The sequence below is a fragment of the Pseudomonas sp. NPDC086251 genome (genome assembly GCF_044746405.1).
Classification (GTDB): domain Bacteria; phylum Pseudomonadota; class Gammaproteobacteria; order Pseudomonadales; family Pseudomonadaceae; genus Aquipseudomonas.
Genome location: NZ_JBIVBY010000020.1, coordinates 63,124 through 85,498, shown reverse-complemented (window position 1 = coordinate 85,498; position 22,375 = coordinate 63,124). Strand labels below are relative to the sequence as shown.

General features: G+C 61.1%; 20 protein-coding genes. 14 read left to right on the top strand and 6 right to left on the bottom strand.

Annotated features, from left to right (window positions below; genetic code table 11):
- The first annotated feature begins 29 nt into the window (after positions 1-29).
- The 7 genes from ACIPL2_RS22445 (at position 30) to ACIPL2_RS22415 (ending at position 9,442) form a co-directional block, all read left to right on the top strand.
- Positions 30-1,235, top strand: coding sequence for a DUF3426 domain-containing protein (locus ACIPL2_RS22445; RefSeq protein WP_401359812.1), 1,206 nt, complete (start codon positions 30-32; stop codon positions 1,233-1,235).
- 185 nt (positions 1,236-1,420) lie between these two features.
- A complete protein-coding gene (gene dusB / locus ACIPL2_RS22440; protein ID WP_401359810.1) occupies positions 1,421-2,431 on the top strand; it encodes a tRNA dihydrouridine synthase DusB in 1,011 nt (336 codons plus the stop codon).
- Complete coding sequence (fis, locus tag ACIPL2_RS22435) at positions 2,428-2,748, top strand: DNA-binding transcriptional regulator Fis (RefSeq protein WP_007907419.1); 321 nt, start codon at positions 2,428-2,430, stop codon at positions 2,746-2,748. The genes dusB and fis overlap by 4 nt, the downstream gene beginning before the upstream one ends.
- Positions 2,749-2,829: 81 nt before the next feature.
- Positions 2,830-4,437 carry a bifunctional phosphoribosylaminoimidazolecarboxamide formyltransferase/IMP cyclohydrolase gene (purH, locus tag ACIPL2_RS22430; protein WP_401359807.1) on the top strand — a complete coding sequence of 536 codons (1,608 nt, stop codon included), beginning with the start codon at positions 2,830-2,832 and terminating at the stop codon, positions 4,435-4,437.
- 171 nt (positions 4,438-4,608) lie between these two features.
- Positions 4,609-5,904 (top strand): phosphoribosylamine--glycine ligase, encoded by a 1,296-nt coding sequence (gene purD / locus ACIPL2_RS22425; protein ID WP_401359805.1) that lies wholly within the window; start codon positions 4,609-4,611, stop codon positions 5,902-5,904.
- Between the two features lie 99 nt (positions 5,905-6,003).
- Positions 6,004-8,781 (top strand): response regulator, encoded by a 2,778-nt coding sequence (locus tag ACIPL2_RS22420; RefSeq protein WP_401359803.1) that lies wholly within the window; start codon positions 6,004-6,006, stop codon positions 8,779-8,781.
- 64 nt (positions 8,782-8,845) lie between these two features.
- Complete coding sequence (locus tag ACIPL2_RS22415; protein WP_059405740.1) at positions 8,846-9,442, top strand: MarC family protein; 597 nt, start codon at positions 8,846-8,848, stop codon at positions 9,440-9,442.
- A 72-nt stretch (positions 9,443-9,514) separates the two neighbouring features.
- Here the strand turns inward: ACIPL2_RS22415 and ACIPL2_RS22410 are convergent, their stop codons facing one another.
- The 6 genes from ACIPL2_RS22410 to ACIPL2_RS22385 form a co-directional block, all read right to left on the bottom strand.
- Positions 9,515-10,276 (bottom strand): hypothetical protein, encoded by a 762-nt coding sequence (locus ACIPL2_RS22410; RefSeq protein WP_401359799.1) that lies wholly within the window; start codon positions 10,274-10,276, stop codon positions 9,515-9,517.
- Positions 10,277-10,482: 206 nt separating this feature from the next.
- A complete protein-coding gene (gene cobJ, locus ACIPL2_RS22405; RefSeq protein WP_401359796.1) occupies positions 10,483-12,174 on the bottom strand; it encodes a precorrin-3B C(17)-methyltransferase in 1,692 nt (563 codons plus the stop codon).
- The gene (locus ACIPL2_RS22400) at positions 12,174-12,905 is read right to left on the bottom strand and encodes a precorrin-2 C(20)-methyltransferase (protein WP_401359794.1); all 732 of its coding nucleotides are present in this window, start codon (positions 12,903-12,905) and stop codon (positions 12,174-12,176) included. The genes cobJ and ACIPL2_RS22400 overlap by 1 nt, the downstream gene beginning before the upstream one ends.
- A complete protein-coding gene (locus ACIPL2_RS22395) occupies positions 12,905-13,531 on the bottom strand; it encodes a precorrin-8X methylmutase (RefSeq protein ID WP_401359791.1) in 627 nt (208 codons plus the stop codon). Before ACIPL2_RS22395 ends, ACIPL2_RS22400 begins: the two co-directional genes overlap by 1 nt.
- Positions 13,531-14,931 carry a precorrin-3B synthase gene (cobG, locus tag ACIPL2_RS22390; RefSeq protein WP_401359941.1) on the bottom strand — a complete coding sequence of 467 codons (1,401 nt, stop codon included), beginning with the start codon at positions 14,929-14,931 and terminating at the stop codon, positions 13,531-13,533. Before cobG ends, ACIPL2_RS22395 begins: the two co-directional genes overlap by 1 nt.
- Positions 14,932-15,005: 74 nt before the next feature.
- A complete protein-coding gene (locus tag ACIPL2_RS22385) occupies positions 15,006-15,764 on the bottom strand; it encodes a hypothetical protein (RefSeq protein ID WP_401359788.1) in 759 nt (252 codons plus the stop codon).
- Between the two features lie 266 nt (positions 15,765-16,030).
- Between ACIPL2_RS22385 and cbiE the strand changes: the two genes are divergently transcribed.
- The 7 genes from cbiE to ACIPL2_RS22350 all read left to right on the top strand — a co-directional run bounded on the left by cbiE (position 16,031) and on the right by ACIPL2_RS22350 (position 22,261).
- Positions 16,031-17,242, top strand: coding sequence for a precorrin-6y C5,15-methyltransferase (decarboxylating) subunit CbiE (cbiE, locus tag ACIPL2_RS22380; RefSeq protein ID WP_401359786.1), 1,212 nt, complete (start codon positions 16,031-16,033; stop codon positions 17,240-17,242).
- Positions 17,235-18,332, top strand: coding sequence for a cobalt-precorrin-5B (C(1))-methyltransferase (locus tag ACIPL2_RS22375; RefSeq protein WP_401359783.1), 1,098 nt, complete (start codon positions 17,235-17,237; stop codon positions 18,330-18,332). The genes cbiE and ACIPL2_RS22375 overlap by 8 nt, the downstream gene beginning before the upstream one ends.
- Complete coding sequence (locus tag ACIPL2_RS22370; RefSeq protein ID WP_401359780.1) at positions 18,329-19,063, top strand: cobalt-precorrin-6A reductase; 735 nt, start codon at positions 18,329-18,331, stop codon at positions 19,061-19,063. The genes ACIPL2_RS22375 and ACIPL2_RS22370 overlap by 4 nt, the downstream gene beginning before the upstream one ends.
- A gap of 312 nt (positions 19,064-19,375) precedes the next feature.
- Positions 19,376-19,774, top strand: a complete 399-nt coding sequence (locus tag ACIPL2_RS22365) for a DUF2946 domain-containing protein (RefSeq protein ID WP_401359777.1) — start codon at positions 19,376-19,378, stop codon at positions 19,772-19,774.
- Positions 19,775-19,822: 48 nt separating this feature from the next.
- Entirely contained in the window at positions 19,823-20,302 is a 480-nt protein-coding gene (locus ACIPL2_RS22360) for a copper chaperone PCu(A)C (RefSeq protein WP_401359775.1), read from the top strand.
- 21 nt (positions 20,303-20,323) lie between these two features.
- Positions 20,324-20,755, top strand: a complete 432-nt coding sequence (locus tag ACIPL2_RS22355; protein ID WP_401359773.1) for a DUF2946 domain-containing protein — start codon at positions 20,324-20,326, stop codon at positions 20,753-20,755.
- Between the two features lie 126 nt (positions 20,756-20,881).
- Positions 20,882-22,261 carry a PepSY-associated TM helix domain-containing protein gene (locus tag ACIPL2_RS22350; RefSeq protein WP_401359771.1) on the top strand — a complete coding sequence of 460 codons (1,380 nt, stop codon included), beginning with the start codon at positions 20,882-20,884 and terminating at the stop codon, positions 22,259-22,261.
- The last annotated feature ends 114 nt before the right edge of the window (positions 22,262-22,375 follow it).

Below are 22,375 nucleotides of genomic sequence, written 5' to 3'. Positions count from 1 at the left end.
ATGGACGCCTGCATAAACCGGATCGCCGCATGACCGACAGCTTCGTCACCCAGTGCCCGCATTGCCAAACCAGTTTCCGCGTCAGTCACTCTCAATTGAGCGTGGCCCGCGGAGTGGTTCGTTGCGGCTCCTGCTTGCAGGTGTTCAACGCCGCCAAGCAGTTGCTTGAGCAACGGGTCGGCAAAGATGCGCCCGCGCCGGTGCCCCCGGCCATTGTCGAAGCGCCAGCGCAGCGCGCCATCAGCCAAAAGCAATGGACCGCCGCCGAACTGGATCTGGACACCCTCGACCTGGACGAAGAACTCGCCCGACTCGAACAACGGGAAATCCAGCCGACCACGGAATTCGGCCGGCACCGCGAAGACAGCCTGAGCGCGCGCCGCGATCACGTCGAGACCGAAGAGCCCTGGTCCGACAGCCTCTTCAGCGAATCGGCTGCCGATCGTGCGCAGGCGGCTGAAGATGACTTGCCGGAACTGGAGCTCGAACCGAGCCTCCACGAGCGCACCGAACCTTCGCTGTCCCTGGAACCGGTGGAACTGGACGATGAACCCGTGCCGCCCCAGTTGCGCCTGCACGACCCGCTCGACGCCCCGCTGCATCACGAGCGCCTGTCGGCGACCGACGATATCGACGACGACCTGCCTTCGATCGAGCCCTTGCGCAAGAAGCGCGAACCGGCTGTGCGCGTGGAAGCGTTGCACGACCTGACCGACGACCCGCTGCAACTGGATTGGCAAAAGCGCCGCTCACCCTGGGGCCGGCGGTTCTTCTGGCTCCTGCTGATTGTGCTGGGTGCCGCCGCGCTCGCCGGCCAGTACATTGCCTACCACTTCGACGAACTGGCGCGGCAGGACCAATACCGTCCGTGGTTCCAGCAACTGTGCCCGCAAATCGGCTGCACGGTGCCGTCCAAAGTCGACATCGCGAAAATCAAAAGCAGCAACCTGGTGGTCCGCAGCCACCCGGACTTCAGCGGCGCGCTGGTGGTCGACGCGATCATCTACAACCGCGCCCCGTTCTCCCAGCCGTTCCCGCTGCTGGAACTGCGCTTCGCCGACCTCAATGGTCACCTGATCGCCAGCCGTCGTTTCAAGCCCGGCGAGTACCTCAACGGCGATCTCGAAGGCATGGCTGAAATGCCACCACAAACGCCGATCCACATCGCACTGGATATTCTCGATCCCGGGGCGAAAGCCGTGAACTACAGCCTGAGCTTCCACTCGCCCGAGTGAAACGGTTCAGTGCTACCGGTTTGACGGCACATTTCTGACAGAGACCGCTCATACCAAACCGCTGGCGATAACAGAATAACTGTTCAGATTTTGTTCAATTCAGCCTTTATCCAGTCATCGAGAGCGGGTATCATGCCAACCCTTTTTCGAACTCTCATGATCCGGCCCCACAACAGGGAAGTCCTATGTCGGCGGTACGCATCGGTCCATACACATTGCACAACGGCTTGATCCTCGCCCCCATGGCGGGCGTCACCGATCAACCCTTTCGTCAGCTGTGCAAGCGATTGGGCGCAGGGCTAGTAGTCTCGGAAATGGTCACCAGCGACATGAGTTTGTGGAACACCCGCAAGTCGCGCATGCGCATGATCCACGAAGGTGATCCCGAGCCACGCTCGGTACAGATCGCCGGTGGTGATGCACAGATGCTGGCGGATGCGGCCCGGGCCAACGTCGAACTGGGCGCACAGATTATTGACATCAACATGGGCTGTCCGGCGAAGAAGGTCTGCAACAAGGCCGCCGGTTCCGCACTGTTGAAGGATGAAGCACTGGTGACCGAGATCCTGCAGGCCGTGGTGGCCGCGGTTGATGTGCCGGTCACCCTGAAGATCCGTACCGGCTGGGACCGGGACAACAAGAACGGCCTGACCGTGGCGAAGATCGCCGAGCAGGCAGGCATTACGGCGCTGGCGGTGCATGGCCGCACCCGTGCCGATCTGTACACCGGTGAAGCGGAGTACGACACCATCGCCGCGATCAAGCAGGCGGTGTCGATGCCGGTCTTCGCCAACGGCGATATCGATTCGCCGGAGAAGGCCCGGTACGTGCTCGACGCGACCGGTGCCGATGGCCTGCTGGTAGGCCGGGCTGCCCAGGGGCGGCCATGGATTTTTCGTGAGATCGATCATTTCCTGCGTACCGGCGAGAAACTCCCGGCGCTGGAGCTGATCGAGGTGGAACGCATTCTGCTAGAGCATCTGGCTGCACTGCACGTTTTCTACGGAGACGTGATGGGCGTACGCATTGCTCGAAAGCATGTGGGCTGGTATCTCGCAACCTTGCCGGGCGCCAGGGAGTTTCGCGCCCAGTTCAATCGTTTGGAAGATACGGAAGCACAATGCGCCAACGTTCAGGGCTTCTTCGCCGAACGTTATAAGAGCCTGGCAGGGGACGGAGAGTGGGTGGCCGCATGACGATGATGACCGAGACTTTAGTGAGTGGAACAACACCCGTGAGCGACAACGTGAATTTGAAACAGCACCTCAATACGCCAAGCGAAGAAGGTCAGACCCTTCGCGGGAGTGTCGAGAAGGCGCTGCACAATTATTTCGCCCACCTTGAGGGCGCTGCCGTCACGGATGTGTACAACCTGGTGCTGTCCGAAGTCGAGGCTCCCCTGCTCGAGTGCGTGATGAACTACGTCAAGGGCAACCAGACCAAGGCCAGCGAGCTGCTCGGGCTGAACCGAGGCACGCTGCGCAAGAAACTCAAGCAGTACGATTTGCTGTAAGCATTCAATCAAACCAGAAAGGCGCCCGCGTAAAAACGGTCGCCTTTTTTGCTGACTCCTTTGCTTTTGATGGAAATTGAAATGACCGACCAGACTACCCGCCTGCCGATCCGCCGCGCCTTGATCAGCGTTTCCGACAAGACCGGGATCCTCGAATTCGCCAAAGAGCTTGAAGCCCTGGGCGTCGAGATCCTCTCCACCGGCGGAACGTTCAAGCTGCTGCGCGACAACGGTGTTGCCGCAGTGGAAGTCGCGGATTACACCGGTTTCGCAGAAATGATGGACGGTCGGGTGAAAACCCTGCACCCGAAAATCCACGGCGGGATCCTCGGTCGTCGCGGTATCGACGACGCCATCATGAACGAGCACGGCATCAAGCCGATCGACCTGGTAGCGGTCAACCTCTACCCGTTCGAAGCCACCATCAACAAGCCTGGCTGCGACCTGCCGACCGCTATCGAGAACATCGACATCGGCGGCCCGACCATGGTTCGCTCGGCGGCCAAGAACCACAAAGACGTGGCCATCGTGGTCAACGCCAGCGATTACGCCAGCGTCCTCGAAGGCCTCAAGGCCGGCGGCCTGACCTACGCTCAGCGTTTCGACCTGATGCTCAAGGCTTTCGAACACACCGCCGCCTACGACGGCATGATCGCCAACTACATGGGCACCGTGAACCAGGCGGCAGAAACCCTCAGCACCGAAGGTCGCAGCGAGTTCCCGCGCACCTTCAACAGCCAGTTCGTCAAGGCTCAGGAAATGCGCTACGGCGAGAACCCGCACCAGAGCGCGGCGTTCTACGTGGAAGCCAAACCGGCCGAAGTCGGCATCGCCACCGCGACCCAACTGCAAGGCAAAGAGCTGTCGTACAACAACGTGGCCGACACCGACGCCGCGCTGGAATGCGTGAAGAGCTTCGTCAAGCCCGCCTGCGTAATCGTCAAGCACGCCAACCCGTGCGGCGTGGCCGTGAGCCCGGACGCCGAAGGCGGCATCCGTCAGGCCTACGAACTGGCCTACGCTACCGACACTGAATCGGCGTTCGGCGGCATCATCGCGTTCAACCGCGAACTGGATGCAGAAACCGCCAAGGCGATCGTCGAGCGTCAGTTCGTCGAGGTGATCATTGCCCCAAGCGTCAGCGCAGAAGCCCGCGCCATTGTGGCGGCCAAAGCCAACGTGCGCCTGCTGGCTTGCGGCGAGTGGTCGGCTGACCGCGCCGCTGCCTGGGACTACAAACGCGTCAATGGTGGCCTGCTGGTGCAGAGCCGCGACATTGGCATGATCAGCGCCGAAGACCTGAAAGTCGTGACCAAGCGCGCGCCGACCGAACAGGAAATCAACGACCTGATCTTCGCCTGGAAAGTCGCCAAGTACGTTAAATCCAACGCCATCGTCTACGCCAAGAACCGTCAGACCATCGGTGTCGGCGCCGGCCAGATGAGCCGCGTGAACTCCGCGCGTATCGCTGCGATCAAGGCTGAACACGCCGGCTTGCAGGTGGCAGGCTCGGTGATGGCCTCCGACGCATTCTTCCCGTTCCGCGACGGTTTGGACAACGCGGCCAAGGTCGGCATCACTGCGGTGATCCAGCCAGGCGGCTCGATGCGTGATGCGGAAGTGATTGCCGCTGCTGACGAAGCCGGCATCGCCATGGTCTTTACTGGCATGCGCCACTTCCGTCACTGATTGTTGCTCTTGTAGGAGCGAGGCTTGCCCGCGAAAGGGCCGCCGCGGTGCATCAATGAAACCGAGGTGATGCCTTCGCGGGCAAGCCTCGCTCCTACAGGTTCGGTGTATGGCAGATGCAGGCACCCCGCGGGGTGCCTTCCCGAATTAGCGTCATCCGAGGTTTTTGAAATGAATGTTTTGATCATTGGCAGCGGTGGCCGTGAACACGCCCTGGCCTGGAAAGTGGCTCAGGATCCGCGCGTGCAGAAAGTTTTCGTGGCCCCCGGCAACGCCGGCACCGCCATTGAAGCCAAGTGCGAGAACGTTGCCATCGACGTACTGGCCCTTGAGCAGCTGGCTGATTTTGCCGAGAAAAACGTTTCCCTGACCATCGTTGGCCCGGAAGTGCCGCTGGTCGCTGGCGTGGTCGATCTGTTCCGCTCCCGCGGCCTCGATTGCTTCGGTCCGACCGCTGGCGCCGCGCAGCTGGAAGGTTCGAAAGCCTTCACCAAGGATTTCCTGGCTCGCCACAAGATTCCAACCGCAGACTACCAGAACTTCACCGAGATCGAGCCGGCCCTGGCTTATCTGCGTGAAAAAGGCGCGCCGATCGTGATCAAGGCCGATGGCCTGGCCGCCGGCAAAGGCGTGATCGTGGCCATGACGCTGACTGAAGCCGAAGACGCCGTGCGCGACATGTTGGCGGGCAATGCCTTCGGCGACGCCGGTTCGCGCGTAGTGATCGAAGAGTTCCTCGATGGCGAAGAAGCCAGCTTCATCGTCATGGTCGATGGCAAGAACGTATTGCCGATGGCCACCAGCCAGGACCACAAACGCGTCGGCGACGGCGACACCGGTCCGAACACCGGCGGCATGGGAGCTTACTCCCCGGCCCCAGTGGTTACCAGCGAAGTGCACCAGCGCGTCATGGACCTGGTGATCTGGCCGACCGTGCGCGGCATGGCCGAGGAAGGCAACGTCTACACGGGTTTCCTGTACGCCGGTCTGATGATCGACAAGGTTGGTAACCCAAAAGTTATCGAATTCAACTGCCGTTTCGGCGACCCTGAGACCCAACCGGTGATGCTGCGCTTGCAGTCGAGCCTGGTGTTGCTGGTCGAAGCAGCCCTGGCGCAAGCTTTGGACAAGGTCGAAGCGCAATGGGATCCACGTCCGAGTGTCGGTATCGTGCTGGCCGCTGGCGGCTATCCTGGCGACTACGCTAAAGGCGTGGCCATCAACGGTCTGGATGCAGCCGCGGCACTGGAAGGCAAAGTCTTCCACGCCGGGACTGCGCTCAAGGACGGTCAAGTGGTAACGGCCGGCGGTCGGGTACTGTGCGCCACGGCCATGGGTGCCAGCGTCGATGCTGCTCAGCAGCAGGCTTACAAGCTGGCGGCCAAAATCGATTGGGAAGGCTGTTTCTATCGCAAGGACATTGGCTACCGTGCCATTGCCCGCGAGCGTGGTGAAAATCAGGAATAGACCCGCCATTCGGCGAGGCAAGGGCGCTGGGCCCTTGCCGGACTATTCGGGCGCCGCGCATAGTTATATTCTGGCATCAACCTACGAAGGGATTTCGCCGTGCGCTGGCTCAGGATTGCCATAGGTTTAACCGTCACTCTGCTGACCTTGCTCTGCATGCTCCCGGCCCAGGCCGCGCAAGGCAGTGGCTGGGCGGTATTGCTCGACGAACAGGGCGACCTGCAGCTGAGCGACATCCGTTCCGCGCGCTACACCAATCAATTCAGTCCCATCGAACTCGACCGCCTCACCGCGGCCGAGCCCGAGGGCGCGTTATGGCTGCGCTTCAGGCTCGCGCCGGGCAAACACGAACAATTGCTGCGGGTATTCGCGCCCGACCTGTCGCGCCTTCATCTGTATGTGCTGGACGGCGACACGCTGATCGAGCAATTGAACACCGGCACCCAGCAGGCCCAGGCCGAGCGACCACTGCCCAGCAGTGACTTCATGTTGCCGTTGCCGCAAAGCGACAAACCCCTCGACGTGTACCTGCGACTGGTTTCCGACCACCAGTTGAGGCCTTTTATCACCTTGCAATCGGCGGTCACGACCGCGGCCAACCAGAATCAGACGCTGATCTATGGCCTGCTGTTCGGCTGCATCGGCATGCTGATCCTGCACAACCTCATTCGTTACGCCTACACCCGTTCGCGCAGCAGCCTCTGGCTGGCCGGCTGCGAAGCGCTGTTGATGCTCAGCCTGGCGCTGCTGTTGAACCTGGTGGGGCCATGGTTGCCGAACTGGCACGCCATTCAAACACCCGGCGCGTACCTCGCCTTGCTGATGACCGCACCGTGCGGCCTGATGTTCGCTTATCGTTTCTTTGCCCCACTCGGCCCGCATCCGCTGAACAAACTGCTGCTGGGCGACATACTGCTCATCATGGTCTGCAGCCTGTTGCTGCTGTTCGTCAACACGCTGCCACTGAACATCATCACCTACGCGCTGGTCGCCCTCGCTGGTTTGACCATGCTGTTCGTCAGCGCCTTTCACTGGCAGAAAGGCTATCGCCCGGCGCGGCTATTTGTGGCGGCCATGGTGGTGTTCAACCTCGGGACACTGATTATCCTGCCGGCCCTGCTGGGGCTGACCCTGATTGAACCGCAAGGCCTGATCACCATTTTACTGGTGTTCATCTGCATCAGCGGCCTCTTGATGAGCATTGCCCTGAGCGAACGCCAGCGCAGCATCACCGAGGACCGTTTCAGCGTCAGCCGTGACCTCGCGGCCAGCAACGCCGAGATCAATGCCAAGGCCGAATTCCTGGCCAAGATCAGCCACGAAATCCGCACCCCGATGAATGGCGTGCTGGGCATGACCGAGCTCCTGCTCGGCACGCCGCTCTCGGTCAAGCAGCGCGACTATGTGCAAACGATCCACAGCGCCGGCAACGAACTGCTGACCCTGATCAACGAGATTCTCGACATTTCCAAGCTCGAATCCGGGCAGATCGAACTGGACGATGTGCAGTTCGATCTCAACGCACTGATCGAAGATTGCCTGAGTATCTTCCGCGCCAAGGCCGAACAGCAGAACGTCGAGTTGATCAGCTTTATCCAGCCGCAAGTCCCGCGGGTCATCAGCGGTGACCCGACGCGTTTGCGCCAGACCTTGTTGAGCCTGCTGGAAAACGCCCTGAAGAAAACCGATGAAGGCGAGATCCTGATCGTCGTCGCCCTGGACGAACGCAGCGCCAAACCGCGCCTGCGCATCGCCGTGCAAGACAGTGGCGACCCCATGGACGCCGAAGAACGCGATGCGCTGATGCACGCCGAGTTGCACAGCAAAAACTTCCTCTCGGCCACCCGTTTGGGCGGCAATCTGGGACTGGTGATTGCCCGTCAGCTGATCCGCCTGATGCACGGAGAGTTTGGCATCAAGAGTGGCAGCAGCCAGGGCAGCACCTTGTGGCTGACCCTGCCGCTGGACCCGGACCGCCTCGAACACCCGACCTCCGACCTCGATGGCCCGCTGCAGGGTGCACGGGTGCTGGTGGTGGACGACAACGACACCTGCCGCAAAGTGCTCGTGCAACAGTGCAGCGCCTGGGGCCTGAACGTCAGTGCCGTGGCGTCCGGCAAAGAGGCGCTCGCGTTGCTGCGCACCAAGGCGCACCTGCGTGACTACTTCGACGTGGTCTTGCTCGACCAGAACATGCCCGGCATGACCGGCATGCAACTGGCCGCGAAGATCAAGGAAGACCCCAGCCTGAACCACGACATCCTGCTGATCATGCTCACCGGTATCAGCAATGCACCGAGCAAGATCATTGCGCGCAACTCCGGGATCAAACGCATCCTCGCCAAACCGGTGGCCGGCTACACCCTCAAGACCACGTTGGCGGATGAGCTGACCCAACGAAACAAAGGCCTCAGCGTCTCGCCGAACCTGCCCACCGGCCCAACCCTGCCGGTAAAAGTACCCAGCGATTTCCGCATCCTCGTGGCCGAAGACAACAGCATCTCGACCAAGGTCATTCGCGGCATGCTAGGCAAACTCAACCTGCAGCCGGACACCGCCAGCAATGGCGAAGAAGCCTTGCAAGCAATGAAAGCCCAGCGTTACGACCTGGTGCTGATGGATTGCGAAATGCCGATCCTCGACGGCTTCTCGGCTACCCAGCAATTGCGCGCCTGGGAAGTCGGCAACCAGCGGGTTCGCACGCCGGTGGTGGCGCTGACCGCACACATCCTCGCCGAGCATAAAGAGCGCGCGCGCCAGGCCGGCATGGACGGGCACATGGCCAAGCCGGTCGAGCTGTCGCAGTTGCGCGACCTGATCGAACACTGGGTTGCCCAGCGCGATCAACAGATCCGCGCGGCGACGCAAACGTCCTGAGCCGACAGACCCGGCAGCGCCTGATAGACTCCCCCTCGACTTCCCTCGCCAGTGAGCTTGCACCATGCTCCACGTGTTGTTCAGCGTTTACCTGAAGATGCTGGTGCTCTACAGCCCATTCTTCGTTTTGTCCTGCTTCATCAGCCTGACCCGCGGCTATTCGCGCAAGGAACAGCGTCGGCTGGCCTGGAAAGTGGCGACTGCCACGCTGGTGTCCAGCGTCTTGCTGTATTTGTTCGGACGGGTGATCTTCAGTGTCTTCGGCATCACCGTGGACGCGTTCCGCATCGGTGCCGGCAGCGTGCTGTTTATCTCGGCGCTGGGCATGGCCCAAGGCAAGTCGGCGGTGCAGACCGACAACGTGCAACAGGACGTGACCATCGTCCCGCTCACCATCCCGCTGACGGTCGGCCCCGGCACCATCGGCGCCTTGCTGGTGATGGGTGTGAGCCAGCCGCACTGGGACGACAAGCTCACCGCGATCATCAGTATTGCCCTGGCCAGTTTCACGGTCGGCGTGGTGCTTTATCTGTCCAACCGCATCGAGCGCATTCTCGGTGACCAGGGTTTGCAGATTGTCAGCCGCTTGATGGGGTTGTTCGTCTGCGCACTGGCGGCGCAGATTATTTTCACCGGGGTGAAGGGGTATCTGGTGCCCTGACAGCGCCACGGAATACATTTTTACCAGACACAAAAGGCGAGAACTTCAACCCCCCGAAGTTCTCGCACACCTTTACAGCAGCGTCTTGAAGTACGCCAGCCGACTCTTGTCGACTTCTGACTGAATAATATCCTTGACCACGTTATAGGCGCGTCGATTCAACGTTCGACGCGTCGCGGCGTTATACAGCCTGATGTCTTCTTTTCGAAACTTGAAAAACAATACCTTGGTAATGTTCTCGCGAGATTCCATTTGCATGGCACATGCAATCATGGTCGGCCGGCCGCCTAGGGAAACACAGGGAACAGCCTGAAAGTTTGCAGCCTTGTTCTTTTTGCTTTTAAGTTCCACCAACTTGATCGCGCCTTCATTTTTCTCCAGCGAATCAAAGGCTGCGGAGATCAGCGGCAGAACCTGTAATTTATCGGCACCCGCAACCAGCGCGATAATCTTCAGGGCCGCCTCGTCCAACGTGAGATCAATTTCCTGACTGATGTACTCTTTGTACGGATCGTTCACGGTCGGCCAACCGCAATTCGTCACCGCCTTGCTGTATTCGCCATACCACTCACGACGCTGGGTTTCACGATTGAACAGTTGGTCGGCGCGAATTTCCGCATACAGTATCGTGTCATCAAATGCCTGGCGATCATCTTCCGACAGCGCTTGATCATACGCAGCGACAGTCGAACCCAAAACGGCAGCTTCAGCAACACTGGTTAAAGTTACCATTCGCTGCTTGCGCATCCGTTGTACCGGCGCCTCGGTCAATCCAAAATATTTCAACTGCGCCGCATAGTCGAAAGGTGCATCCATCGTGGTACTTGCATTCATCTTATTCACTACCTTGTTATTAAATAAGCCTGCCTCATGCAGACCACTAAAACCTAACAACCAAACCCTCCACAGTCAAACCTGTAAAACATCAATGTTATTTAAAGTATTTCGGAACACACAAAGTTCGCAACTAATAAGCCGAAACTAAAGTACTTGTAAGAATGTCGTGGAGTTGGCCGGCATTGCGCCGACCACTCATTGGTTTATGGCTTGCTGCCATACCACCGCGGTGTGTACACCCACTCCCCACCGTCTGCACGGGGGAACACACACGTGGTCGAGGACCCGATAAGGACCATGGTGCGCATGTCCACCTGATCGGGGGTTAATTGCCCCAGGGTGGTGACCCGCAAGGTCTGCCCTGGACGACCGATATCGCGGCCCAGTACAACGGGCGTCTGCGGAAGGCGATGCTGCGCGACGATCTCCAGCGCGCGACCCAATTGCCAGGGGCGTGAGCGGGAAATCGGGTTGTAGAAAGCCAGTGCCAGATCAGCTTCGGCAGCCAGGTCCAGACGCTTCTCAATTATCGACCAAGGCTTGAGGTTGTCCGACAGCGACATCACGCAGAAGTCATGTCCCAACGGCGCGCCAGCCTGGGCAGCCGTCGCCAATGACGCAGAGACGCCCGGCAAAATCTCCAGGTCGACGTTGTGCCAATGGGCATCGGTGGACTCGTGCAACGCTTCCAACACCGCAGCGGCCATGGCAAAAACACCCGGATCGCCAGACGACACCACGACGACTGACCGCCCTTGGGCCGCCAGTTCAAAGGCATGACGCGCGCGCTGCATTTCTTCGCGATTGTCGGTGCAGTGCATCACCTGATCGGCGCGAAATGGCCCGGCCATGCGCACATAGGTTTCGTAGCCCAGCACATCATTGGCCCGGGCCAGCTCAGCCTTCACCGCCGGCACCATCAGCTCGGCAGCACCCGGCCCCAAACCAATCACCGCCAGACGCCCGCGTGGGCGACCGATCAGCAACGGGTCCAACGGTTGCTCGGCCACCGCGATGGCCATCGCGTCATCGCCGTAGAGCGCAGCAGGTTGCCCGATAGCGTTTTGGGCCAGTTCTCGAACACTCTCGGCACCCGCAGCAAAGCGCAACGGCACACCCAGCTCCAGCGCGGCTTCACGTAACGCCGGGCTGGCTATTTCAGTGTCGGCGGCCAACAGGCAGGCCAACGATTGCACGGCAATTTTTGCTTGATGCAACGCCGCGCGAATCGCAGCCGATTCAACGCCGCCACTCACCGCGACCAGCACGTTGCGCGGGTAGATCATCAATTCGTTGGCCGCAGGCTCACGTTCGGCATGGCCGACATGAACCGCCAGCCGTGCCTGTGGATCCTCAGGCAATTGCGCTTGCGCCAACCACGGCGCCGCACCTTCGATGCGCACCGTTTCACCGGCCAGCAGATCAGACACGAAACGCTTGCCCAGCTCCAGATCCCCCAAGGCATAACCGCTGGGTGGATTGAGCAGGCAGGTACCGAAACGCAATTCGCCGCTGGTGGTGATGGCGGCAGCCACGTCGAGATGGGCGGCAATCTCCCGCGCCATCACGTTCACACCACCCAGGCCGCCGAGCAGCGGCACCACCGCGCTGCCGTCTTCGGCCACCGCCAGCACGGGCGGCTCGGCGCCTTTCTCCAGCAGCAACGGCGCCAGCGTGCGAATCACGATTCCGGCCGCGCACAGGGCGATGATCGGCGTGTCCTGCTGATAGAGCTCACGCAGGGTCGCGCCGAATTCGCGATAGACACGATCCGCGCCATCGACCCGTTCAGCAAGACCGTGAATCAGTGCACCGGGGTACAACTGTTGAATGTTGCGCGCAGTGGCGAGGCTGCCATTACCAAGAATGACAATCGCCGGAGCAGAAAGGGCCATCAGCCTTGCCACCTTTCACCCGGAACGATGATCAACGAGAAGTACGGCGAGGACATCGGCTCGACCTGATCCAGCGGCACGATCTTCTGATTGGCCATGGTCGCGCGTTCGACGTACAGCGCCCGCTCGGCCAGGCCGAGTTCTTCGAGCACCTGGCGAACCTTGGGAAAATTGCGCCCCAGCTTCATGATTACCGCAGCATCGGCATCGGCCAAACGGCGCTTGAGGTCGTCGTGCGGCAACACACCGGATAACACCGACAGGCTCTGATTGCGATACACCAGCGGCGCACCCAATACCGAAGCACCGCCGAGCATCGAGCAAACGCCCGGCACGACTTGCGCTTCATAGCGCTCGGCCAGGCGGTCGTGCAGGTACATGTAGGAACCGTAAAAAAACGGATCACCTTCGCAGATCACTGCCACGTCACGGCCGGCATCGAGATGCGCGGCGAGTTCTTCGCCGGCCGCATCGTAGAAATCGCTGATCACTTGCTCGTAGGACAGCGGAGCCGGCAATGCCTCGGTGGTCACCGGGTAAACCAGCGGCAGCAAGGTTTGCGCGTCCTGCAAATGCGCTTCGATGATGCCGAAGGCATTGCCCTTTTTGCCCTTGGCCACGAAGTACGCCACCACCGGCGATTCGCGCAGCAGGCGCAGGGCCTTGACCGTAATCAGTTCCGGATCACCCGGGCCCACGCCGAGGCCGATCAAACGTCCAGGTTGCTGCATTATTCGATCTCCGTGGCGAGGGCATTGACGGCTGCGGCGGCCATGGCGCTACCGCCCAACCGGCCTTGCATGATGACGAAGGGCACGCCGCGACTGTCTGCCGCCAGCATCGCCTTGGATTCGGCGGCGCCGACAAAGCCCACCGGGAAACCGAGGATCAACGCCGGTTTCGGTGCGCCGGCGTCGAGCATTTCCAGCAGATAAAACAACGCGGTTGGCGCGTTGCCGATCACCACCACGCTGCCTTCCAGATGCGGGTGCCACAGCTCCAGCGCCGCGGCGGAACGGGTGTTGCCCAGCTCACGAGCGAGGTCCGGAACGCTTTCATCACGCAGGGTGCAGATGACCTGATTGTTCGCCGGCAAACGCGTGCGGGTCACGCCTTCGGACACCATCCGTGCATCACACAGAATCGCTGCCCCGGCGGCCAGCGCCTCGCGCCCGGCCTTGCCCGCGCCTTCGGAGAATTGCAGGCCGTCAATCGCATCGACCATGCCGCAGGCGTGGATCACGCGCACAGCGAGTTTTTCCAGATCGGCCGGGATGCGCTCGAGGTTGGCCTCGGCGCGAATGATCGCGAAGGAGTTGCGATAGATCTCCTGACCGTCGCGGATGTAATCAAGCATCAAAAAGGGCTCCGTGAGCGGGCGTCGAGCAAGGCGCCGACCGCTTCAATAGTAAGGTTGCGTGCGTGCAGGGCGCCGAAACCCGGCTGCCCCGCTTCGCGAAAATAGAGGTCGTAGTGACCGGGACTCACGGCCAGCAGCGTGACGGGCGCGATGTGCGCGGCGGCGCAGGAACGCGGGCAGCCGGACAGGTGCACGCTCAGCTCAGTGTCTTGTTGCTGGAGCAATGCAGCCAGTTGCAGCCCATCGTGTTTGGTGTCGGCCCGCGACTTTTCACAGCCAGCCGAACCGGTGCAGGCGATCACTCGCGCCAGCGCCTGTGTGGGAGAACAGAGCCAGCCGAGTTGCTGCAAGCGCTCGATGACGTGCGGCGCATCACGCTCGCGCAGGTTGGGCAGCAGCAACCCTTGCCATGGCGTGAACCGCAACGTGCCGTCGCCGTACTCATCGGCCAGGCTGGCGGCACCGCTGAGCATCAGCGGATCGAGCCGTCCAAGGGGAGCGACGGTGCCGACATAGACCCGGCCACGAGTACATTGCGGATGGACGCCAAGGTGCAGCGGCTGCGTGTCGACACGACGACACCAATCGCTCACAGGCACCGGCGCAACACTCAGGCGCTGCGTCAATTGCGCTAGAAAATCAGCCGCCGGGTACTCGGCCAGCAGGTGGCGCATGCGTGCCTGGTCGTTGCGGGCCAGGTCGAGGAACAACTCCAGAATCTTGAATACCAGCTCATGCCCAACGGCCAGGGGCACGGCGGCCAAGGGCGGGTCGACCGGGCTTCCGGCCAGACCAAACGCCAGCATCATCCGGCCTTCCACCTCGGTCGCGGACAGCCACACGTCATGGTGATGTTCGAGCATCGCCAACGCCTCACCGGCGTCGAGTTGCACGGCAAACTTGGCGGACAATTGATGAAAGCGTTGGTGACTTTGCAGGCTGGCGAGGATGTCTTCGGCCAGCGGACGAATGTCGACCAGCCTGTGCCGATCAAGCCCGGCGCAAGGGCTCAACATCAGGTTGCGCACATCATCGCCGCTGACGGTCGACGATCCCAGGCCGGCGCCCACCAGCCGCTCGACCAGCGCGGCATGCGCCTCACCGATACCGCGAATCTGCAGGTTGGCGCGATTGGTCGCTTCGATCACACCGCCGGCGAACTGCTGCGCAGCCTCGGCGACTGCCCTGGCCTGGGCACTGCTGATCGAACCGCCGGGCAACTTGATGCGACAGATGCCGCCGTCCAACGCCTGGACGACACGAAACAACCCCGGGCAAGCCGAGGGGCGCGCAGTCTCTACGAGCGGCGGTACAGAGGGTGATGTGTTCAAGGTGAACCCGTGCAAAGCACTTCCTGGGCGGAGGCCGCGTATTATGCCTGCTTTGCAACGGGGTATGAAAAGCTTGTCGGACGACCAGAGCATTCACGCCCCCGGCGCCAGACCCTGCCGAATGAATGCCGACCCCTTCCTCACATCCGCATGAGATAGCCGCGGCTGCGCTCGGTAATCTTGACCCGCATCGCGGCGGCCACCTGGTTGAAGCGCTTCTTGTCCAAGGTAAACGCCCCATAGTGCTGAACCAGCGTGACCTCGTGCTCCAGCCACTTGATGAATAGAAACTGCTCCGGACTCACTTCCGCCTCATACCAGGCGTGCAGCAGCATCAGGGTCAGTTGGCCATTGGCATCATAGGCACAGGGCATCGTTTGGAAATGCCGACCGTGCTCCCGACCGCTTTTTTGCGAGAACAGGATGGATGCCTGCAGATTGCCTTTCAACGACTTGAACGCCTCCATCGCAGCGTCGTACACAGGCACGCTTACGTTCGGTTTCAATGTGTCGAGAATGGCACTGGTGATCGGCTCATACAGTACGGTCAACTGACTTTCGAGCATCACGGGACGCTGATGTATCCAGCCGAGATGCCATAGGCCCAGCGTGTAATGTTGCAACCACTCATACCATTGGGTTTCGCGGTTATAGCGCGTGTCCGTGTATTGCTCGAGGTAAAGCGCACAGTCCAGCACGGCCTGCTCATCGTCTCCGGACACAGCCCCGCCGACAGCAACAATTGAGCTACCCGCAACGGATGCACGAACGTTGGCGGAGGTGTTGGCGGCCAATAAGCGTGACGTGGCGTGCGGGCCTCGCGCGTCAGGTGCAGGGAGCAGTCCAAGAAAGGCCAGGCGCTGTTCCAGCGTCGGATACTCCATAGAGGTGTCAAACATAAAATTCCTTTTTATATAATTAAACTCAGTATTGATGACTGCATCTTCAAACTAACCAAACACGGCGCCCTACAACAACTTCGATATGGCACAAGATATTTAACGGCGCATCACTTAGTTCATCCTTTACTCGCCATAACTCTTCCCGACCCGGCTTCCCGCCAGTACGCGGCATGCGTGAAAAACAGCACAGGCGCGGTATCATCCCGCGCAGGCCCGAACCCGGTGAAAACCCCTGCGGTGGGCGTTTTTTTGAGGAGCACGCAGTGACACCCTGGCTGACGGTAGTAGGCATCGGTGAAGACGGTTTCAAGGGTCTGGGCAAGAACGCCCGGCACGCGCTGCTGCGTGCCTCACGGATCTTCGGTGGCCAACGGCATCTGGATTTGCTGCCGCCGTGCATTCGTGGCGAACGCCAATGCTGGCCAAGCCCGTTTTCCCTTGAGCCGGTCCTGGCCTTGCGCGGCGAACCCGTCTGCGTACTCGCCAGCGGCGACCCGATGTTTTTCGGTGTGGGCGCCAGCCTTGCGCGGCAGTTGTCCGGCGATGAAATGCTGATCTTGCCGGCCCCCTCCTCTTGCTCTCTGGCCGCCGCGCGACTGGGCTGGCCGTTGCAGGAGGTGGTGACGCTGTCGGTGGTCGCCCGTCCCGTCGCCGCACTCAACGCGCAATTGTTCAGCGGTGTGCGCTTGCTGGTGCTCTGCAACGACGGCCAAAGCCCGGCCGCGATCGCTGCGCTTTTACGTGAACGCGGATTCGGCCCCAGTCGCCTCACGGTGCTGGAGCACTTGGGCGGCGCAGCCGAACGACGCATCGACGGCATCGCCAACGACTGGAGTGATCCGGTCATCGCGGACTTGAACCTGATCGCCATCGAGTGCATCGCCGAACCGAATACACAGCGCCTGTCACGACTGGCCGGCCTGCCGGACGTTGCGTTCAAGCACGATGGCCAACTGACCAAACGCGACGTGCGCGCCATCACCCTCGCCCGCCTCGCCCCGATACCCGGCGAACTGCTGTGGGACGTCGGCGCTGGCAGTGGTTCGATCGGCATCGAATGGATGCGCGCCCATCCGAGCTGCCGGGCGCTGGCCATCGAGGCGGACGAAGGGCGGCAGCAATTAATCGAGCACAACCGCGACGCCCTCGGCGTGCCCGGTCTGCACCTGATTCGCGGCAGTGCGCCACAAGCCCTCGCTGGGCTGGAACACCCGGACGCGATTTTCATCGGTGGCGGCGTCACCCGCGACGGCGTGCTGGACGCGTGCTGGGCTGCACTCAAACCGGGTGGCCGGCTGATCGCCAACGCGGTCACGCTGCAAAGTGAAATGACCCTGATGGCCTGGCGCGAGCAGCACGGCGGCGAGCTGACGCGTGTGCACATTGCTCAAGCGCAACCGTTGGGCGACTTCGATACCTGGCGTCAGGCGTTGCCGATTACTCTGCTGGACGTGGTCAAACCCTTCGATGCGTGATGAAACCGCCGAACAACCCGCACCGCTGCGTAGCGGCCTGACCACCGGCAGCTGCGCCACCGCCACCAGCCTCGCGGCGGCCCGACTGTTGCTGGGCGGAACCCACTCGGACGCCGTGGAAATCGTCCTGCCCAAAGGCAAGCAGGTGCAGATGCGCCTGGAGTTCTGCCGCTTGATCGATGACGGCGCTGAGGCCGGGACAATCAAGGATGCCGGGGACGATCCGGACGTGACCCACGGCGCCCTGCTCTATTCCCGGGTGCGACTGAGCGACGAGCCGGGCATTCGATTCAACGCGGGTCGAGGTGTCGGCACGGTGACTCGGCCGGGGCTGGTGCTGGGCGTCGGCGAACCGGCAATCAATCCGGTGCCGCGCAAGATGATGACTGATCACCTAATGCTGCTGGCCGAAGAACTCGATTATCGCGGCGGTTTCGAGGTGACGGTGAACGTCGAAGGCGGCGAGGCGCTGGCGTTGAAAACCATGAATCCGCGGCTGGGGATTCTCGGCGGGCTGTCGATTCTCGGCACCAGCGGCATCGTCCGGCCATTCTCCTGCGCGGCCTACATTGCCTCGATCCATCAGGGCATCGATGTGGCCAAAACCAATGGTTACCTGCACATCGCCGCGTGCACCGGCAACGCCAGCGAAGACACCATGCGCCAGGTCTACAATCTGCCGGAAATCGCCCTGATCGAAATGGGCGACTTCGTCGGGGCGGTGCTCAAACACCTGCGCAAGGTGCCGGTGGATAAACTCAGTATTTGTGGTGGCTTCGGCAAGATCAGCAAACTGGCGGCCGGTCATATGGACTTGCACAGCCGGCATTCGAGCATCGACCTGCCGCAACTGGCCAAGTGGGCCGCTGCGGTCGGCGCTGATGAGGCGTTGCAGCAAAACATCCGCGAAGCCAACACCAGTCAGCAGGCGTTGGCCATGGCCAGTGCCGTCGGGATTGCCCTCGGTGATGCGGTGTGTCAGCACGCCCTCGACTTCGCCCGCAGCGTGGTGCCGGCGCAGGTGCAAGTCGAGGTGTTTGCGATTGATCGCCAGGGCGGGATTGTCGGCCACGCAGGCGTTTTTCAATGAAGCGCATCTTGTTGCTGGGCGGCGTGACGGAAGCCCTGGCCATTGCCAGAACCCTTGGGCCACACCACATCTATAGCCTGGCCGGCGTCGGTCGCGTGCCGACGGACCTGACCTGCGAAGTTCGCGTCGGTGGCTACGGCGGCGCCGAAGGGCTGGCACAGTTCATTCGCGATCAAGGCATCGATCTGCTGCTGGACGCGACTCACCCGTACGCCGCACAAATCAGTCAGAACGCCGCGACAGCCGCGCAGTTGACCGGCATTCCTTGCTGGGCACTCCGGCGCCCGGCCTGGCAACCCCAGGCTGGGGATGACTGGCGAGAAGTCAGCGACTGGGCCGAATTGATCGACGCCTTGAAACCCTTCCGCCGACCGCTGTTCACCCTCGGCCGCGAACCGTTGCAGCACCTGGATGAAATCCCGCCGGAGCAATTCTGGACCTTGCGCGCACTGGAGGTGTATCCGGGCAACCAGCGTTGTGAAGTGATTGGCGCACGTGGGCCGTTTTTGATTGAGGATGAGCGCGAGCTGTTCGAACGTCGGCAGATTGATGTGCTGATCAGCAAAAACAGCGGGAGTACCGCGACCGAGCCGAAGCTGGAAGTGGCGCGGGAGCGTGGGGTGCCGGTGTTGGTATTGAAGCGGCCAGGGTTGCCGGGGGTTGATCGGGAGTTTGGCTCGGTGGCAGAAGTGTTGGCAGCCCTGACAGCAGAATCAACACAAAACCTGTAGCAGCTGGCGAAGCCTGCGTTCGGCTCGGGCCGCGATCGGACGCAGCAGTCGTCAATCCGGCTTGCACGGTATGTCTGATGTACCGCGTGCTCTGATTTTACGACTGCTGCGCAGCCGAACGCAGGCTTCGCCAGCTGCTACAAAAATGTGTGGGGCCTGGGCTGGACGGTACTGGCAATCTGGAATTCGCGACTATCATGAAGGCTATGAAAGCCTCGCGCTGCGACACCACACCGCACGCGGTCTTTTTACTTATCGGCACTGATCAGGCTAAATAGCCGCGCCTGATCGCCCACCCACCGGATTTGTCCCATGTCCCGACAACGGCTCGCAATTGCCTGGATCGCCTGCTTCGCAGTGCTGTTCAACCTGCTCGCCATGCCGATGTCCGGAGCGATGGCGCAGACGGCGAAATCGCCTGCCGAACAATTGTTGTGGGGCAGTTTCTGTTCGTCCAGCGGGACGAAGATGGTGGCGATTTCCCTGGGTGATATTGAGCAAAAAGCACCGCAGAGCGATGACCATTCCACCATGCAGCATTGCTGGTGCTGCTCCGGTTCCGCGCCGTTGGTAGCGTTGCCGAACTCTGTTCCGCAGCTGTATTTCGCACGTTTCGAATCCAATCGAAGCCTGCCGCCCGCCGCTCTCGATACGCCGACACCGCGCCAGCAATGGCCGAGCCTCAACCCCCGCGCGTCCCCTCTGGTGTGATTTCTTCTCGCAATTGACCTGCGTCTTGAATCGTTCTGGAGAACTGCCATGTTGAACAAATTTATCGTTCTGGCCGCACTGCTGCTGCCTGCGTGCTTTGCCAATGCCCACGAATACAAGGCCGGTGAACTGCAAATCGCTCATCCCTGGTCGCAAGAGTTGCCGCCCAATGCGCCAACTGTTGCAGCGTACTTCGTGATTCACAACGAAGGCAAAACCGCCGACCGACTGCTCAGCGTCGACTCGCCGATCTCAGGCACGGCCGAGCTGCACCAGCATGTGATGCAAAACGATCTGATGAAAATGCAGCAGGTGCCCAGCGTGGAAATCCCCGCCGGTGGCGAAGTCACGTTTGCGCCGATGGCCTACCACGTGATGCTGCTAAACCTGAAGGACCGCAGCCTGCTGAGCGACGGCAAGCGCTTCCCGCTGACGATGCATTTCGAGAAGGCCGGTGACGTGACGGTCGAAGTGTCGGTGCAGAAGCAGGCGCCGGACGCCATGCAAGCGCACGTGCACACTCAGTAATCAGCAGAGCTGAATACGCCCATGCGCCCGCTTAGCGCCAGGTCATCCACACACCGTCGTCAGCCATCAAGCCTGACGCGCGGCAGCTGGATCAGCCTGTTTGCCATGTTGATGATCTTTATCGGCCCGCTGATTTCCCAGTCGATGCCGATGGATCAACGCGCCTTGGCGTTGATGCAAGTCTCCATGAGCGTGTCGATGGAGCACGCCGAGCATGGCGCGCAACCCGACGCCGAGCATTGCCCGCCAACAACTTCGCATCATGCGCTCTGGGAAAAATGCGGCTATTGCAGCCTGCTGTTCAACTGCCCGGCGCTGACCGGTGGTGTCACGTTCGCGGCCTTCGACGCTCTGCCTACCAACACGTTCACCGTCCCGTCCCCTCGCCTGGGTCATGCCCGGCAAACCTTCTTCCCCGGTGCCCGCACCCGCGCCCCGCCCATCGCTGCGTAGTGGATAGAAGTTTCTAACAAGAAAAATCAAGAGATCGCAGCCCTCGTCAGCCCTGTAGGAGCTGTCGAGTGCAACGAGGCTGCGATCTTTTAAAAATTGGCTGAATCGCCAAGCGGAGCACAACCGATGAAACAGCCCAAAGTGAATTTCTACAACCTGGCGTGGCGCTGGCATTTCTATGCCGGTCTGTTCGTCGCGCCGTTCATGGTGATGCTGGCCCTGACCGGCACTATTTACCTGTTCAAACCGCAACTCGATCCGTTGATGTACGGCAGCCTGCTGAACGTCCCGGCCGGGCATCACAGCCTGCCGGCCGACGACCTGCTCAAACGGGTCAAAACGGCTTATCCGCAAGCAACCATCAAGCAGTACCTGCCGCCGGTCAACGCCGAACGCAGCGCTCAATTTGTGGTGCTCAACGGTGGTAATGAACTGAACGTGTTCATCGATCCGTACCAAGGCGACATCCTCGGTGAGCAAGACGCGAAGAAAAATCTGCAAGCGGTTGCACGGGCGATTCACGGCGAATTGATGATCGGCACGGTCGGTGATCGACTGATAGAACTGGCCGCTGGCTGGGGCGTTGTGCTGGTGGTCTCCGGGGTGTTTTTGTGGTGGCCGCGCGGTCAGGCGGCCGGCATCTTGTGGCCACGGTTGAACAGTCGCGGCCGAGTACTCTGGCGCGACCTGCACGCGGTGACTGGCTTCTGGGGCGCGTCGTTGCTGTTGGTGATGTTGCTCAGCGGCATGACCTGGACCGGTTTCTGGGGCAAGCAATACGCGGGTGTCTGGAACGTGTTCCCGGATGCGATGTGGAATGACATGCCCAAGTCCGACGTCGAGGCGCGCAGCCTCAACAGCGCCACTCGCCAGACCGTGCCCTGGGCCATGGAAAACACCCCGATGCCGATGTCCGGCGATCACGCTGAACACATGAACCACGGCAACGCGCCAGCCGGCCCTGCGGCACCGACCATCAGCCTGCAAGACGTGAAAAACATCGCCGAGCAACGCAGGGTCGAACCGGGCTACAGCATCACCTTCCCGACCACCGCCACCGGCGTGTTCACCATCGCGGTGTTCGCCGATGACCCGCGCAACGATGCCACCCTGCATGTCGATCAATACACCGGCGACGTCCTCGCCGACGTGCGCTACGAGCATTACGGCCCTGTCGCCCGTGCCACGGAAATCGGCGTGATGCTGCACGAGGGCAAGATGTTCGGGTTGTTCAATCAGCTCATGGTGTTGCTGATCTGCCTGATGATTTTGCTCAGCGCCGTCAGCGGTGTGGTGATCTGGTGGAAGCGTCGTCCACAAGGAAAACTCGGTGTGCCTCCGCTGCGCCATGACCTGCCGAAATGGAAAACGGCGATGGTGATCATGTTTGGTTTGGCCGTGGCGTTTCCGCTGGTGGGCGCTTCGCTGGTGGTGGTGTGGTTGCTGGATCGGGTGCTGCTGTCGCGCTTCAACCGACAAACTGAATCTGCCTCAACTTCATCATGAAACAGGCGAGATGCGCGGGGGTAAAGGCACTGTAAACTGCCCGCGCGTCACCCTGGCGACTCAGGGTTTTCTCTGTGCTCGGCCCCTACAGCGTTTGTGTCGATCACACATGTG